We start from the raw sequence: 14078 nt of genomic DNA, 5'->3' as shown, positions 1-14078 counted from the left end.
GTTATCACATAGCCTCCGGCTTGTTTTTGTCTTTGGTCCACCCCGCGTCCACCACCCGCGCTCACCCCCCCCCCCCCCCCACCCCCCCCACCCCCCCCCCCCCCCCCCGGGGGGGGGGCGGGGGGGGGGGGGCCCCGCCCCCCCCCCCCCCCTCTCACGTACCGCCGGTCACGGCTTGGGCAGCGCGCACCCCGCACGGTTCAGGTCGAAGACGTTGCCGGTGCCGATGCACGCGGCGATGCCGTAGGTCTCCTGGGCGTAGTTGATTCCCTGGCGGACCGTCACCTGTCCGTTCTCGTCGACCTCGCACGGGTTGTTGTCCGTGCACCGCTGGCCGTCCTCGTTGCCGGTGTTGTTGACGGCGACGACCTTGCCGGTGGCGTCGTCGACCACCGGCGAGCCGGAGGTGCCGCCGATGGTCCGGCAGCCGGAGGTGTAGCGGAGCGAGTCCTTCCAGGTCCACTCCCCTTCCTTGAGGCGGTAGACGAACCCGTCGACGTTGCAGCTGTACGTGCGCTTCCAGTACCCGGACACGACGGTGATCGCCGTGCCCGCCACCGGGTGCGCGGTGCTGAGCTCCAGGGCCTTGACGCCGTAGCGGCTCTCGATCTGCGCGTACGTGGAGGTGAGCTGGTACACCGAGACGTCGGTGTCCGTCATCGTCCCGTACGCGATCTTGCTCGCCCGGACCGTGCCGATCCCGCTGCCCGAGGCGTTGAGCAGGGTGAAGCTGCGGCTGGACGAGCGGTTGAACACGACCTGGCCGGGGGCCGGGAAGCCGGTCTCCAGGCAGTGCCCGTTGGACAGCACGAGGGCGGGGTCGCCGGGCTGCGAGGCGGGGGTGCGGACGACCGAGCCGGAGCAGTTGCTGAGCGCCACGGTCCCGGCGAAGCCGATGGCCTGGGCACGGATCTGCTTCTCGGCCCCGACCGCCGTGCGATCGGCCGGAGCCGCGGCCCCGACCGTGCCGACAGGTGCCGCGCCGCGGCTCGTGGCCGCGGTCGCGGGTGCGATGCCCGCCCCGAGGAGCAGCACCGCGAAGAGTGCGCCGACGAGAGGCTTTTTCATGTGGGGGTCCCCTCAGTGACCTGTGCAGAGCACGTGGAGCCTCTGCAACGGAAGTTCTTCCGGTTCCGGCACGTACGCCTGTGGCATGCGAGCCTTCCCATGCACGCTTTTGACATGCGCATGATGCTGTACTGAAGGGAGCCCCACAAGGGGCGGATTCAGGTCACACGTCAGACCGCGATCCGCTCCGCCGGGCTCGACGACCGCAGGCCCGCGTCCACCTCGGGCGAGAACCGGATGCCGCGACGCCACCCCCTGCCAACCGAGCCCGCACGCCGCCCCGATACCGAGAGACGGGAGGCAGGAAGCCCCGGAGGCGGCAGGCGACCGGCAACAGATGCGGCCCGCGCGGCACAGGCGCGGGCCAGGTGCAATCCGCAGCTTTTCCTGCCGCAGACTGCCTCACAGGGCTCATAGGTTCATCGGGCAAGCCAGGCGAGTCCTGCGGAGACTCCGCTGCAGCACCACCCGGATCACCGCCGCCGTCCGAGCCGTCACCGCTCTCGAACTCACCCGCTGGCCAAGATGGAAAACCCTCAGTCCATGGGCCGCGTCGGATCATGTTTCGACAACGCCGTGAGCGAGGCGTTCAACAGCGTCCTCAAGGTCGAGTACGTCCACCGGCACACCTTCACCAGCCGGGCCGGGCGCGGATGCGGATCGCCACCTGGATCACGGGCTTCTACCACGCCCGTCGGCTGCACAGTGTGTGCGGGTTCAGAAGCCCGATCGACTATGAACACGAGCATCGAGCCGGCCTCACCGTGAGGTTGGCCGCATAGAACAGGTCTCCACGCTCCGGGGGATAGGCATTGCCCGCAGAAGGTCCCGGCGACACAGTGGTCACCCCAGCAGCCCAGGGAGGAGCCGGAGAGCATGAACCCCACGCGTAGAGATGCCGAATCACGGATCAGCGAGAAGTATCTGCTCCAGTCCGTCGTGGAAGTGGCCAAGGCCGCGTTCCGCGCGAAGGCGTGCTCAGTCTTCGTGGTGGACACCGAGACGGACGAATTGATCTTCGAAGCGGTCGCGGGCGAGGGTGAGAGCCATCTCGTCGGGACGAGAATCAGTTCCGACACAGGGATCGCGGGATGGGTGGTGGCAAGCGGACAACCACTCATCGCCGACGACCTTCAAGAAAGCAGCTTCGACCAGGAGGCCGCGCGAGAGACGGGTTACGTCCCACGCACGATCGCCGCCGCCCCCATCCTGCACGAAGGCCTGTGCATCGGAGTTCTCGAAGTCCTCGACCGCGACGCCGAGCGCGACGAACTGGAGACCTTGGAGCTCGTCGGCCTGCTCTCCACACAGGCGGCTGCCGGGATCGCTCTGCTCCGGCAGCTTCGCCGGAGCTCCCGTCAGCCGGCCGGCGGCATTCCCTCGGCGACCGACAACGCGGAAGCCCTCGAAGGTATCGCTGTCGATCTACCGCGCCTCGGCTCGGACGACGAGCAGCTGCTCGCTCAGGTACTCGCAGTGGCGCGCGAGATCACCCGGCGCGCGGCGGAAACCTCTGCTGCTGGCCCGCCGCAGACGGACGGATACGGGCGCTCGGCATCGGAGGGGCGGGAGCAGTGAGATCGTTCCGCAATCTTCTCATCAACCGTGAATACGCGCGGCTGTGGCGCGGCCAAGCCATATCCACGGTCGGTGACTACGTCTTCGACACCACGCTGACCTTGTGGGTGGCGACGGAGGTGGTCAAGGGCAAGTCCTGGGCGCCGTCCGCCGTGAGTGGGGTGTTGTTGGCAGTCGGCGCGGCCGTACTGCTCGTCGGCCCGGTGGCCGGGGTCTTCGTGGATCGCTGGAGCCACAAAAAGATCATGCTGAACACCGAGCTGATCCGTGCCGCGGTCGTCGCCGCGGTCCTGCTGCTCTCGCTGATCCCCCTGGAAGACCTGCCCGTCGGGCTGTGGCTCGGATGCATCTACCTAGCGGTGTTCGTCCTCAACGCAGCCGGTCAGTTCTTCTCCCCGGCCCGCTTCGCAGCGGTGGGTGCCCTCGTACCGGGTGAGGCGGACCGTGCTCGGGCCGCAGGGCTCGGACAGGCGACCACGGGCGCCGCGTCCATCCTCGGCCCGCCCCTCGCGGCTCCACTGCTCTTCAGCGTGGGAGTGCAATGGGCCATGGCCGTCAATCTGGTGTCCTACCTGTGCTCGTACGCCGCGACCCGCTCGGTGCGCTTCCCACCGTCGCAGGACACAAGCACGGTGGTGACCGACCCCGGATCGTCCGCGGTTCGGCGCTGGTCCCAGGACTTCCTCTCCGGCCTGCGGCACTTCGCCGGGAACCGCCTGCTGGTAGCTCTGTTGGCGAGCGCGGTCATCACGCAGATGGGAACAGGAGCGCTGAACACGCTCAACGTGTTCTTCGCGACCGGGAACCTCCACGCCTCCCCAGGCCAGTTCGGCTTCGTCTCCATGTCCTTCGGGGTGGGAGCGATCGGGGGAGCACTCGTCGGAGGCCACGCGGTGGGCCGGCTCGGTGCGCGGAAAGCCACCTGGCTCGGCCTGATCGTCTCCGGTCTCCTCGTGTGCGCCTACTCCCGGCAGAGCGTCTTCGTCGTCGCCGTCGTGCTGCTGATGCTGGTGGCCGTCCCGGTGGCGGCCCTGAACGCCGCGATGACACCCCTCCTGCTCGAATCCACGCCCCCGGAGTACCTGGGCCGCGTGGTCGCCGTCTTCAATCCCGTCAACGAGCTCGCATACATGCTCTCGGCAGGAGTGGCCGGCTGGCTGGCGAGCACGGGCCTGGCCCACTTCGGCGGACGCGTCGCGGGGATGACCTTCGGACCCGTCGACACCATCTTCACGGCTTCCGGCATCATGATCATCATCGCCGGCTGCTACGCCTTCTTTGCCCTGCCGCGGGAGCGGACCGCCGTGGCGACGCCGCTGGAGGCAAAGGCATGACCACCACGCCCCACAGCAAGGGTGCTGATCGGTTTCTCGTGACCGATCCCCACCTGATCCGTACCGCCGCCCGGGAAGACGGTGCGACGTACTGGAATACGTCCAATGGCAAGCGCTTCGCCGTCGGGCCCTCTGCGGCGCTCCTCCTGGAGCAGCTACGCACACCGACCGCCCAGAAGGCTCTTGTCGGCCCGCAGGCTCCTCCCGAGTTCTTGGTAAAGGAGACTTCTCGACATCACTCCCTCCTCGATCAACTGCACGACCTGGAGCTGATCATCAGCAGCACCGAAGGCATCGAGCCCCTGGCCGGCGCCCTCTGCCCCACCCCGCGTGTCAGGCCTGACCCGCGGACGACCCTCACGGCGGCAGCCCTCGTGGAGAAGGAGTCAGACGGTCCGGTCCGTGCCCGAGACCCCTCGGCGGGGACCCACTGCCCGTCGGGCAAGTTCGGCACGGCCGCGGGCGCGTCCCGGCGCCCGCACCGCTAACCGGCGTCCGCCGCCGCCTCCCGCGACAGCTGCACGGCCTGCCGCAGGCTCAGCCCCGGCTCGGCCTGCCGCAGCGCCTTGACGGCCGCCACCGCGTCGAGGGGCCCGACGTACCCGCCCGCCGTGATCCGCCGCGCGGCCCACCGCCCCCGGAGCTCCGCGTCCGGCACCCCGGCCCGCTCCTCGGCCAGCGCGAGGGCCCGCTCCAGGCCGGGACGTTCCGCCTCGTCCGCCCGCACCAGCTCGTCCCGCAGCGCGGCGACGACGGCGTCCGAGTCGCGCACCACGATCACGGCCATGTCCTTCTTCCCGTTTCCGATCATGTCCCGACCCTGCCCCGAAGCGGTTCGGCGCTCACCGGTGTTGAGCTACTTCAGAGGTACGCGGGGACCAGGACCGATGGACGATGCCCGTCCCGCGCTGCGGGCGGAGGCGGCGGACCGGGGCCGCCGCCGCGCTGCGGGCCCGTACGCGGGACGACGGGTGGGAAGGGCAGCACACCGCACGACGGCGGCGCCCCGGAGAAGCGGGAGCCGACGGACACCACCCCTCCGTGGCGCATCTCACCCGCCCCGGCCCGTCACACCGTCGCGCCACCCCATTCCAAGCCGCGCGCCCCCCGCGACCGGCGTTCCCACGGTTCGCGGGAGGCGGGCGCATGGCGATGAAAGCCCGCACAGGTGTGCCCCCCTACCCGGGCGGGCCAACCCGCGGCCGAAGCCCGGGCGGCCCGTGAAACACAGTCGTAAGCTCGCTGACATGCAGGTCATCCAGTCCACGAAGCTCGCCAACGTCTGTTACGAAATCCGGGGCCCCGTGCTCGAGGAGGCGATGCGGCTGGAAGCGGCCGGGCATCGCATCCTCAAGCTGAACACCGGAAACCCCGCCGCGTTCGGCTTCGAGTGCCCGCCCGAGATCCTCGAGGACATCCTGCGCAACCTCTCCGGGGCGCACGGCTACGGCGACGCGAAGGGGCTGCTGTCCGCGCGCCGGGCGGTGATGCAGCACTACCAGACCAAGGGCATCGACCTGGACGTCGAGGACGTCTACCTGGGCAACGGCGTCTCCGAGCTGATCCAGATGTCGATGCAGGCGCTGCTCGACGACGGCGACGAGGTGCTGGTCCCGGCCCCGGACTACCCGCTGTGGACCGCCTCCGTCTCGCTGGCCGGCGGTACGGCCGTGCACTACCGCTGCGACGAGCAGTCCGACTGGATGCCCGACCTCGCCGACATCGAGCGGAAGATCACCGACCGCACCAAGGCGATGGTGATCATCAACCCGAACAACCCGACGGGCGCGGTCTACGACGACGAGATGCTGCGCGGGCTGACGGAGATCGCCCGCCGGCACAACCTGGTCGTCTGCTCCGACGAGATCTACGACCGCATCCTGTACGACGGAGCCACCCACACCCCCACCGCGACGATCGCCCCGGACCTGATGGTGCTCACCTTCAACGGGCTGTCCAAGAACTACCGCGTGGCCGGGTACCGCTCGGGCTGGCTGGCGGTCTGCGGACCCAAGGCGCACGCCTCCTCGTACATCGAGGGGCTGACGATCCTGGCCAACATGCGGCTGTGCGCCAACATGCCCTCGCAGCACGCGGTGGCCACCGCGCTCGGCGGCCGGCAGTCGATCAACGACCTGGTGCTGCCGGGCGGCCGGATCCTGGAGCAGCGCGATGTGGCGTACGACCTGCTGACGCAGATCCCGGGCGTGACCTGCGTGAAGCCGAAGGGGGCGCTGTACCTCTTCCCGCGGCTCGACCCCAAGGTCTACAAGATCAAGGACGACCGCCAGATGGTCCTGGACCTGCTGCGGGCCGAGAAGATCATGGTGGTGCAGGGCACCGGGTTCAACTGGCCGGATCCCGACCACTTCCGTGTGGTGACGCTGCCCTCGGCGGAGGATCTGACGGACGCGATCGGCCGGATCGCCCACTTCCTGGACGGCTACAGCCAGGTGTAGCGGGGCCACCCCCGACTTTCCCTGAAGAAAGATAACTTTAGACACGATCCAAGCTAGGATGGTTCTCACAGCACCAGGAGGCCATCCATGTACGAACCGATCCGCACCAAATCGGTCCACACACCGGCCGACCACGCCGGCGACTTCCCGCACCGCACCCGCGAGGAGGAGCTGGACATCCAGCTCGCCGGACACCTGGCCGCCCTGCTCGCGGTCACCGACGAGCTCGGTCTCGGCGAGGCGGGCGACCGCATCGCCGGGCAGGTCACCCGGTTGCGGGGCACCCCGCCCGTCCGGCACACCGGGCCGAGCGACGAGCCCGCGGCCGCCCTCCACCGCCGCGCCCACGCCCTCGCGGGCCGGGCCCTGGTGGTGGCGGCCTCCCGCGCCGACACGGCGGTCGCGATCCTGTCGGCCGAGCGCATGGACGCCCACACCGAGGCGCTCTCGTCCGACGCCCGGACACCGCTGGTCGGCGCCCACTGACGGCCCCGGTCCACGCGCCCGCTGGACGCGTGGACCGGGTGCCACCCACTTGCTCCGGGAAAGGTCAGCCCAGCCGCTCGACCAGGGCGTGGTACTCGTCCCACAGCTCCTTGGGCGTGTGGTCGCCGAAGGTGTTGAGGTGTTCGGGGACCAGCGCCGCCTCCTCGCGCCAGACCTCCTTGTCGACCTTGAGCAGGAAGTCGAGGTCGGCGTCCGACAGGTCCAGGCCCTCGGTGTCGATCGAGCCCTTCGCGGGAAGGATGCCGATCGGCGTCTCGACGCCCTCCGCCTTCCCCTCCAGGCGCTCGACGATCCACTTCAGGACACGGCTGTTCTCGCCGAAGCCGGGCCAGACGAACTCGCCCGCGTCGTTCTTGCGGAACCAGTTCACGTAGTAGATCTTCGGCAGCTTCGACCGGTCCGGCCTGTCCGCGCCGACCTTGAGCCAGTGGTTCATGTAGTCGCCCATGTTGTAGCCGCAGAACGGCAGCATGGCGAACGGGTCGCGGCGCAGCTCGCCGACCTTGCCCTCGGCGGCGGCGGTCTTCTCGGAGGCGACGTTGGCGCCGAGGAAGACGCCGTGCTGCCAGTCGAAGGACTCGGTGACCAGCGGGACGGCCGAGGCGCGGCGGCCGCCGAAGAGGATGGCCGAGATCGGCACGCCCTTCGGGTCCTCCCACTCCGGCGCGATGATCGGGCACTGGCCGGCCGGGACCGTGAAGCGGGCGTTGGGGTGGGCGGCGGGCGTGCCGGACGCGGGGGTCCAGTCGTCGCCCTTCCAGTCCGTGAGGTGCGCGGGCGGCTCCTCGGTCATGCCCTCCCACCAGACGTCGCCGTCGTCGGTGAGCGCGACGTTGGTGAAGACGGAGTTGCCCCACATCGTCTTCATGGCGTTGGCGTTGGTGTGCTCGCCGGTGCCGGGCGCGACGCCGAAGAATCCGGCCTCCGGGTTGATCGCGTAGAGCCGGCCGTCCTCGCCGAACCGCATCCACGCGATGTCGTCGCCGATCGTCTCGACGGTCCAGCCGGAGATCGTGGGCTCCAGCATGGCGAGGTTCGTCTTGCCGCAGGCGCTCGGGAACGCCGCCGCCACGTACCTCGCCTCACCGCGCGGCGGCGTCAGCTTGAGGATCAGCATGTGCTCCGCGAGCCAGCCCTCGTCGCGCGCCATGACGGAGGCGATGCGCAGCGCGTAGCACTTCTTGCCGAGCAGCGCGTTGCCGCCGTAGCCGGAGCCGTACGACCAGATCTCGCGGTCCTCCGGGAAGTGCGAGATGTACTTGGTGGAGTTGCAGGGCCACGGAACGTCCTCCTGGCCCTCCTCCAGGGGTGCGCCCAGCGTGTGGACGGCCTTCACGAAGAAGCCGTCGGACCCCAGCTCGTCGAGGACCGGCCGCCCCATGCGCGTCATGGTGCGCATCGAGACGGCGACGTACGCGGAGTCGGTGATCTCGACGCCGATCGCGGAGAGCGGCGAGCCGAGCGGCCCCATGCAGAAGGGCACCACGTACATGGTCCGGCCGCGCATCGAGCCGCGGAAGACGCCCTGCTCGCCCACGAAGATCTCCCGCATCTCGGCGGGGTCCTTCCAGTGGTTGGTCGGCCCGGCGTCCTCCTCCTTCTCGGAGCAGATGAACGTACGGGTCTCGACGCGGGCGACGTCGGTCGGGTCGGAGGCCGCGTAATAGGAGTTCGGACGCTTGATCTCGTCGAGCTTGGTGAAGGTGCCCCTGGCGACGAGCTCCCCGCACAGGCGCTCGTACTCGGCCTCGGAACCGTCGCACCAGACCACCCGGTCCGGTTCGGTGAGTGCTGCGATCTCGTCCACCCAGGAGACGAGCTCCTGGTGGTGGGTGGGAACAGTGAGGGGAGCCGCGATGTCGCGCGCCACGATCGCTCCTTGGTGAGGGTGTATTCGGCTGGTGCCCGGGGCCTGTCCGCCGGACAGGTCCTGGTGCCCCGTGGGGGCCGCGGCCCGGATGCGTGTACCCCTTCGAATTCCCCTGGCGCTCATCCGGTGCCGACCGCACTCATTTGATCATCCGGCCCTCGCGCCCATATGTCCAGAGGACCGCCCATGTGAGCATCAGCACTCGGCTCCGGCTCGTATCCGGCACCTACGGGGGCGTAGGTACGATGCGGAAATGACTGCTGCCGCCGCACCCGACAAGACCGGCCCGCGCCCGGCAACGCTCGCCGACGTCCCCCTGAAGCCACGGATGCGCGGCTGGCTGCACGCCGGGATGTTCCCCGCCGTGGTCATGGCGGGCCTCGTGCTCGTCGCCCTCTCGGACAGCGCCCGGGGCCGGATCGCCTGCGCGATCTACGTCCTGACGGCATGCCTGCTCTTCGGCGTCAGCGCCATCTACCACCGCGGTACGTGGGGGCCGCGCGGCGAAGCCGTACTGCGCAGGCTCGACCACGCCAACATCTTCCTGATCATCGCGGGCACCTACACCCCGCTCACCCTGCTCCTGCTCCCCGCGTCCACCGGCACCCCGCTCCTGTGGGCGGTGTGGTCGGCGGCGCTCGCGGGTATCGCCTTCCGGGTCTTCTGGGTCGGCGCCCCACGCTGGCTGTACACCCCCTGCTACATCGCGATGGGCTGGGCGGCGGTCTTCTTCCTGCCGGACTTCATGCGGACGGGCGGGATCGCGGTGCTGGTGCTGGTCGTCGTCGGCGGCGTGCTCTACAGCGTGGGCGGCGTGATCTACGGCCTCAAGCGGCCGAACCCGTCACCGCGCTGGTTCGGCTTCCACGAGGTCTTCCACTCGCTGACCCTGGCCGCCTTCGTGGTGCACTACGTCGCCATCTCCCTGGTGGCGTACAACCACAGCTGACGACGCGGTCGCGGCCCCGGGCCGGTGGCCGACAATGGGGCCATGCCCGCCACCTCCCGCACCCCTTCCCCCACCGCACCCGGCGACCGGCCGATGGGGCTGCGCGAGCGCAAGAAACTGAAGACCCGGGTGGCGATCCGGCAGGCGACGTACCGCCTCGTCGAGGAGCAGGGCTACGAGGCCACGACGATCGAGCAGATCGCGGAGGCGGCCGAGGTGTCGCCGAGCACGGTGTTCCGGTACTTCGCGACGAAGGAGGACATCGTCCTCACGGACGAGTACGACCCGGTCATGGAGGCCCTGCTCCGCAACCGCCCGGCGGACGAACCGCCGCTGGAGTCGGTGCGGCTGATGATGCGGGAAGCGCTGGCCACGTTTCTGACCGCAAACGACGGGGAACTGCGCCGGCGCACCCGGCTGATGGTGGAGGTCCCCGCGGTCCGCGCCCGGATGACGGAAACGATGTCGGACACGGCGAAGGTACTCGCCCGGGCCCTCGCCGACCGCACCGGCCGCGGCACGGACGACCTGGGCGTCCGGGTCTTCATCGCGGCGGTCCTGGGCGCGCTGCGCGAGGCCACGCTGTACTGGGGCGAACACGGACAGGAAGGCGACCTGTCGGCCCTGGTCGACAAGGCACTGGACACGCTGGAGGACGGGCTGCGGCTGTAGGCCGGCCCGGCACAGCCGGGAGGGCCCACGCGCGACCAGGAAGCCGAACCGCCGGCCCGTCCTGAGGACCGGGGCAGACGGGACACGGTCCAGCCCGGCCGCCGTGTGAGCGGCGGCCACGTGCCCCGCGTGACGCGACCTCCCGCGCCCTCACTACCGAGCACTACCCGCGGGCAGGGCCCGGCGGCATGGATACCTGAGCCCGCTTCGAGGGGCACAGGCGCACAGAGCCGCCGCACCCAGCTGTCGCCTGCGGGTCACCTCAGGAGATCGACCTTGAATGTGAGGGCAGCCAAGTCGTCCTCCCGGACGGTGTACGCACGTACATCCACCGTGTACTTGGCCGCGGGGACGCCCTTGAGGTCCTTGGTCAGGGTCATCTCGACAGGGCCGCGAGCGAGGGGCTCGCCGGCGACCCCGGGGGCGGCGGTCAGGGTCCATCCGTCCGACGTGTCGCCCTTCAGCTTCTCGAAGAGGTCGTACGTCTTCTTGTGCACCCTGATCACGCCCAGGTTGACCGTGACCTCGACCGACGCGCCTTCTTCGATCGTCTCCTTCAATTCCCCCTTGATGACGGCCTTCAGGACGGCATCCCTCTTCGGTGGGTCCGGTGTGATGGTGATGCTGTCGATCTGCAGCGCATCCGTCGACAGGCCCTGGTCGGTGTACTGGAATCCACTCATGCGCGCAGCGTATCCGTCCGACAGCTCTGGGTAGTTCCTCCATGGCCACCAGGTAGCAGAGCGGGCCTTCACTGTTACCCCGCTGGCCGGGATGTCACGCGGGCCACGGCCCCAAGGCAACTGCATCGGCCGCGCAGGGCGGCCTGGTCAGGCGCCTCCGCCCAGCGCGCGGGCCAGCGCCTCCGCGTCCGTCGTCGGCGCGTCGCAGACGAAGCGACGGCACACGTACGCCGTCGGCGCCCCGCCCGTCGTCGGCCGGCCGGCCAGCAGCGGGAACTCCGCGCCGCCCGGCTCGCCCGCCGCGACCACCGCACCGGGCGCCCGCCCCAGCAGGGCCGTACGGTGCAGCTCGCCGCCGACCGGTCCGGCGACGGCCACCTCGCGCGGCCCGTCGAGCAGGGCCTCGGCCACCGCGAGCCCCCAGCCGATGAAGCGCGGGGCGCGGGGGCCCAGCGCCTTCACGACGCCCAGCGCCTCCTCGGCGGCGGTGCGGTGGGGCTCGGAACCGGTGTGCGCGGCGTACGAGAGGAGCGCGCCCGCGGCGGCCGTCCAGCCGGCCGGGGTCGCGCTGTCGGTGGGGTCCTGGGGGCGCCGGATCAGCTGCTCGGCGTCGTCCGCCGTGTCGTACAGCTGGCCGCCCTCGCCCCGGAAGTGCTGGAGCACGATGTCGAGCAGGAACCCGGCGAACTCCAGCCAGGCCCCCTCACCGGTGACACCGGCCAGCGCGAGGAAGCCCTCCGCGACGTCCCCGTAGTCCTCCAGCACTCCGGCGTGCTCGCCGGCGCGCCCGTCCCTCGACGTACGGATCAGCCGGGCGACGGGGCCCATGTGCAGGCGCACCAGCAGGTCGGCCGCCTCGGTGGCCCGCTCGACGAGGTCGGGCCGGTCGAAGTAGGCGCCCGTCTCGGCGAGCGCGGCGATCGCGAGGCCGTTCCAGGCGGCGACCACCTTGTCGTCGCGCCCGGGACGCGGGCGCGCCTCACGGGCGGCGAGCAGCCGCTCCCGTACCCCGGCGGCACGGGGATCGCCGGGGTCTCCGTGCAGCTGGAGGACCGAGGCCCCCTCCTCGAAGGTGCCTTCCTCGGTCACCCCGAAGTACTCGGCGGCGAACGCGGCGTCCTCCTCGCCCAGCACCTCGCGCAGCTGCGCCGGCGTCCACACGTAGTACGCGCCCTCGACGTGCCGTCCGTCGGCGTCCTCGCTGTCGGCGTCCAGCGCCGAGGCGAAGCCGCCCTCGGGCGTCCGCAGCTCGCGCACCATGAAGTCGGCCGTCTCCAAGGCCACCCGCCGGGCGAGTCCGGACCCGGTGGCCCGCCAGAGGTGGGCGTACACGCGGCAGAGCAGCGCGTTATCATAGAGCATTTTCTCGAAGTGCGGCACGACCCAGTCGCGGTCCACGGAGTACCGGGCGAACCCGCCGCCGAGCTGGTCGTAGATCCCGCCCCTGGCCATCGCCCCGCAGGTGTCCGCGGCCATCTGCAGGGCCCCGTCCGCCCCGGTGCGGGCGTGGTGCCGCAGCAGGAACTCGAGCGCCATGGACGGCGGGAACTTCGGCGCCCCGCCGAACCCGCCCCGCTTCTCGTCGTACTCCCGGGTCAGCCCCAGCAGCGCCTGCGCGAGCTCCGCCTCGCCGGGCGGCCCGTCCCCGCCGTGCGCGAGGCTGCGCTCGGACAGGTCGCGCACGATCCGCCCGGCCACCTCGCCGACCTCGTCGCGCCGGCCGGTCCAGGCCGCCGTGACCCCTTCGAGCACCTGCCGGAACGACGGCATGCCGTGCCGGGACTCGGGCGGGAAGTACGTCCCGAAGTAGAAGGGCTCGGCATCGGCGGTGAGGAACACGGTCATCGGCCAGCCGCCCTGCCCGGTCGCCGCCTGCACCGCCTCCATGTACACGGCGTCCACGTCGGGCCGCTCCTCGCGGTCCACCTTGACGGACACGAAGTGCTCGTTCATGTACGCGGCGGTGGCCTCGTCCTCGAACGACTCGTGCGCCATGACGTGACACCAATGGCACGCGCTGTAGCCGACGCTGAGCAGCACGGGCACATCCCGCCGCCGCGCCTCTTCGAACGCCTCGGGCGACCAGGGCCACCAGTCGACCGGATTGTCCGCGTGCTGAAGCAGATAGGGGGACGTCGCCTGCGCAAGTCGGTTCGCCATGCTGCCATCCTCGCGCACAGGACGGCAGCCCCGCGGCCTGTGGCGAGACGCGCCCGTGTCGCGGGACAATACGCTGAGCGCTGGATGCCCTGGCACCACCCGGCCCGGCCTGAGGCACGGTCACATGGCGTGACCGGCCGAGGCTGTCGATGCCCTCCGGCACCGGAAGTCCCGCCGGACGTGTCCTGTCGTCTTGTACAGGGCATGAACCACCCCCGGCATTTGGCGACTTGGAGGTCTGCGCGCACATGTCCGACAGGGCCCCCACGTCCTCTTCCCACTGGGCGAAGAATGAGACGGTCGATACAGAGTGCTGGACGAGCCCCTAGCGGAGGCATGGGGCTGCTGTACCGGGTGCGCCACGAGGTGTGGGGAACCGACCTGGCCCCTTCTTCGGCGGGGCGCCGTGTGAAGGAGCAGCCGGCCCCCGTCCATGCGCCGCAGGGCGGCCGCAGGATTGTGCAGGGGGTCGGGCAGGAAGCTGCGGTCGTTCGGACTGGTTCGTTCGGGCCTCGGGTGGAACCGTCTTTCCCAGGTCATTCACGTTCCGAGAGGAGCCCGGCGGTGCCTGCTGAAACTATGGGTCTCATCCATCCTTCCCCTCGGGAAGGGCAAGTGATCTACTGCGTGGCCACCGGCCTGACGTACGGGCAGACGGCCTCCCGGATGGGCATCTCGATCCACACGGTGCACACCTACATCCGACGGATCTTCGAGAAGTACCAGATCAGCGGGAAGACTGAGATCACTCATCTGGCCATCCAGCTGGGGCTGCTCCGGCTCGGAGCGTGAGGCTCC

13 protein-coding genes are annotated in these 14078 nt (G+C 70.3%); 8 read left to right on the top strand and 5 right to left on the bottom strand.

The genetic code is table 11. The features are described from left to right. Nucleotides 1–168: 168 nt before the first annotated feature. Nucleotides 169–1068, bottom strand: a complete 900-nt coding sequence (locus ABZ564_RS01495) for a serine protease (RefSeq protein ID WP_360847645.1) — start codon at nt 1066–1068, stop codon at nt 169–171. Nucleotides 1069–1944: 876 nt separating this feature from the next. Between ABZ564_RS01495 and ABZ564_RS01490 the strand changes: the two genes are divergently transcribed. Genes ABZ564_RS01490 through ABZ564_RS01480 form a run of 3 tightly spaced genes read left to right on the top strand, consistent with a single transcriptional unit; the run spans nt 1945 to nt 4468 of the window. Then, complete coding sequence (locus tag ABZ564_RS01490; RefSeq protein WP_360847642.1) at nt 1945–2646, top strand: GAF domain-containing protein; 702 nt, start codon at nt 1945–1947, stop codon at nt 2644–2646. After that, on the top strand, nt 2643–3980 hold the full coding sequence (locus ABZ564_RS01485) for an MFS transporter (RefSeq protein ID WP_360847639.1): 1338 nt from the start codon (nt 2643–2645) through the stop codon (nt 3978–3980). The genes ABZ564_RS01490 and ABZ564_RS01485 overlap by 4 nt, the downstream gene beginning before the upstream one ends. Beyond that, on the top strand, nt 3977–4468 hold the full coding sequence (locus ABZ564_RS01480; protein WP_360847636.1) for a hypothetical protein: 492 nt from the start codon (nt 3977–3979) through the stop codon (nt 4466–4468). The genes ABZ564_RS01485 and ABZ564_RS01480 overlap by 4 nt, the downstream gene beginning before the upstream one ends. Here the strand turns inward: ABZ564_RS01480 and ABZ564_RS01475 are convergent. Continuing rightward, nucleotides 4465–4791 carry a hypothetical protein gene (locus ABZ564_RS01475; protein WP_360847633.1) on the bottom strand — a complete coding sequence of 109 codons (327 nt, stop codon included), beginning with the start codon at nt 4789–4791 and terminating at the stop codon, nt 4465–4467. The genes ABZ564_RS01480 and ABZ564_RS01475 overlap by 4 nt on opposite strands. Before the next feature lie 436 nt (nt 4792–5227). Here ABZ564_RS01475 and ABZ564_RS01470 point away from each other — a divergent pair, with 436 nt between their 5' ends. Both ABZ564_RS01470 and ABZ564_RS01465 read left to right on the top strand, forming a co-directional pair. Continuing rightward, nucleotides 5228–6439 carry a pyridoxal phosphate-dependent aminotransferase gene (locus ABZ564_RS01470; protein WP_360847630.1) on the top strand — a complete coding sequence of 404 codons (1212 nt, stop codon included), beginning with the start codon at nt 5228–5230 and terminating at the stop codon, nt 6437–6439. 87 nt (nt 6440–6526) lie between these two features. After that, complete coding sequence (locus ABZ564_RS01465; RefSeq protein ID WP_360847627.1) at nt 6527–6925, top strand: hypothetical protein; 399 nt, start codon at nt 6527–6529, stop codon at nt 6923–6925. A 64-nt stretch (nt 6926–6989) separates the two neighbouring features. Here the strand turns inward: ABZ564_RS01465 and ABZ564_RS01460 are convergent, their stop codons facing one another. Next, the gene (locus tag ABZ564_RS01460) at nt 6990–8816 is read right to left on the bottom strand and encodes a phosphoenolpyruvate carboxykinase (GTP) (RefSeq protein WP_360847624.1); all 1827 of its coding nucleotides are present in this window, start codon (nt 8814–8816) and stop codon (nt 6990–6992) included. A gap of 253 nt (nt 8817–9069) precedes the next feature. Between ABZ564_RS01460 and ABZ564_RS01455 the strand changes: the two genes are divergently transcribed. Together ABZ564_RS01455 and ABZ564_RS01450 are read left to right on the top strand one after the other, a co-directional pair. Then, nucleotides 9070–9765, top strand: a complete 696-nt coding sequence (locus tag ABZ564_RS01455) for a hemolysin III family protein (RefSeq protein WP_360847621.1) — start codon at nt 9070–9072, stop codon at nt 9763–9765. Nucleotides 9766–9807: 42 nt separating this feature from the next. Continuing rightward, on the top strand, nt 9808–10437 hold the full coding sequence (locus ABZ564_RS01450; RefSeq protein ID WP_360847618.1) for a TetR family transcriptional regulator: 630 nt from the start codon (nt 9808–9810) through the stop codon (nt 10435–10437). Nucleotides 10438–10694: 257 nt separating this feature from the next. Here the strand turns inward: ABZ564_RS01450 and ABZ564_RS01445 are convergent, their stop codons facing one another. Together ABZ564_RS01445 and ABZ564_RS01440 are read right to left on the bottom strand one after the other, a co-directional pair. Then, complete coding sequence (locus ABZ564_RS01445) at nt 10695–11120, bottom strand: ML domain-containing protein (RefSeq protein ID WP_360847615.1); 426 nt, start codon at nt 11118–11120, stop codon at nt 10695–10697. 147 nt (nt 11121–11267) lie between these two features. Next, nucleotides 11268–13280: a thioredoxin domain-containing protein gene (locus tag ABZ564_RS01440; RefSeq protein ID WP_360847611.1), complete on the bottom strand. Its 2013-nt coding sequence runs from the start codon at nt 13278–13280 to the stop codon at nt 11268–11270. A gap of 84 nt (nt 13281–13364) precedes the next feature. On the opposite strand from ABZ564_RS01440, the gene ABZ564_RS01435 reads away from it, so the two are divergent. After that, nucleotides 13365–14072: a helix-turn-helix transcriptional regulator gene (locus tag ABZ564_RS01435; protein ID WP_360847608.1), complete on the top strand. Its 708-nt coding sequence runs from the start codon at nt 13365–13367 to the stop codon at nt 14070–14072. Nucleotides 14073–14078 lie beyond the last annotated feature (6 nt).

Origin of the sequence: Streptomyces sp. NPDC019224 (genome assembly GCF_040632605.1) — a bacterium.
GTDB lineage: Bacteria > Actinomycetota > Actinomycetes > Streptomycetales > Streptomycetaceae > Streptomyces.
The sequence above is the reverse complement of the archived record's forward strand: the minus strand, read 5'-3'. Positions and strand labels throughout refer to the sequence as shown.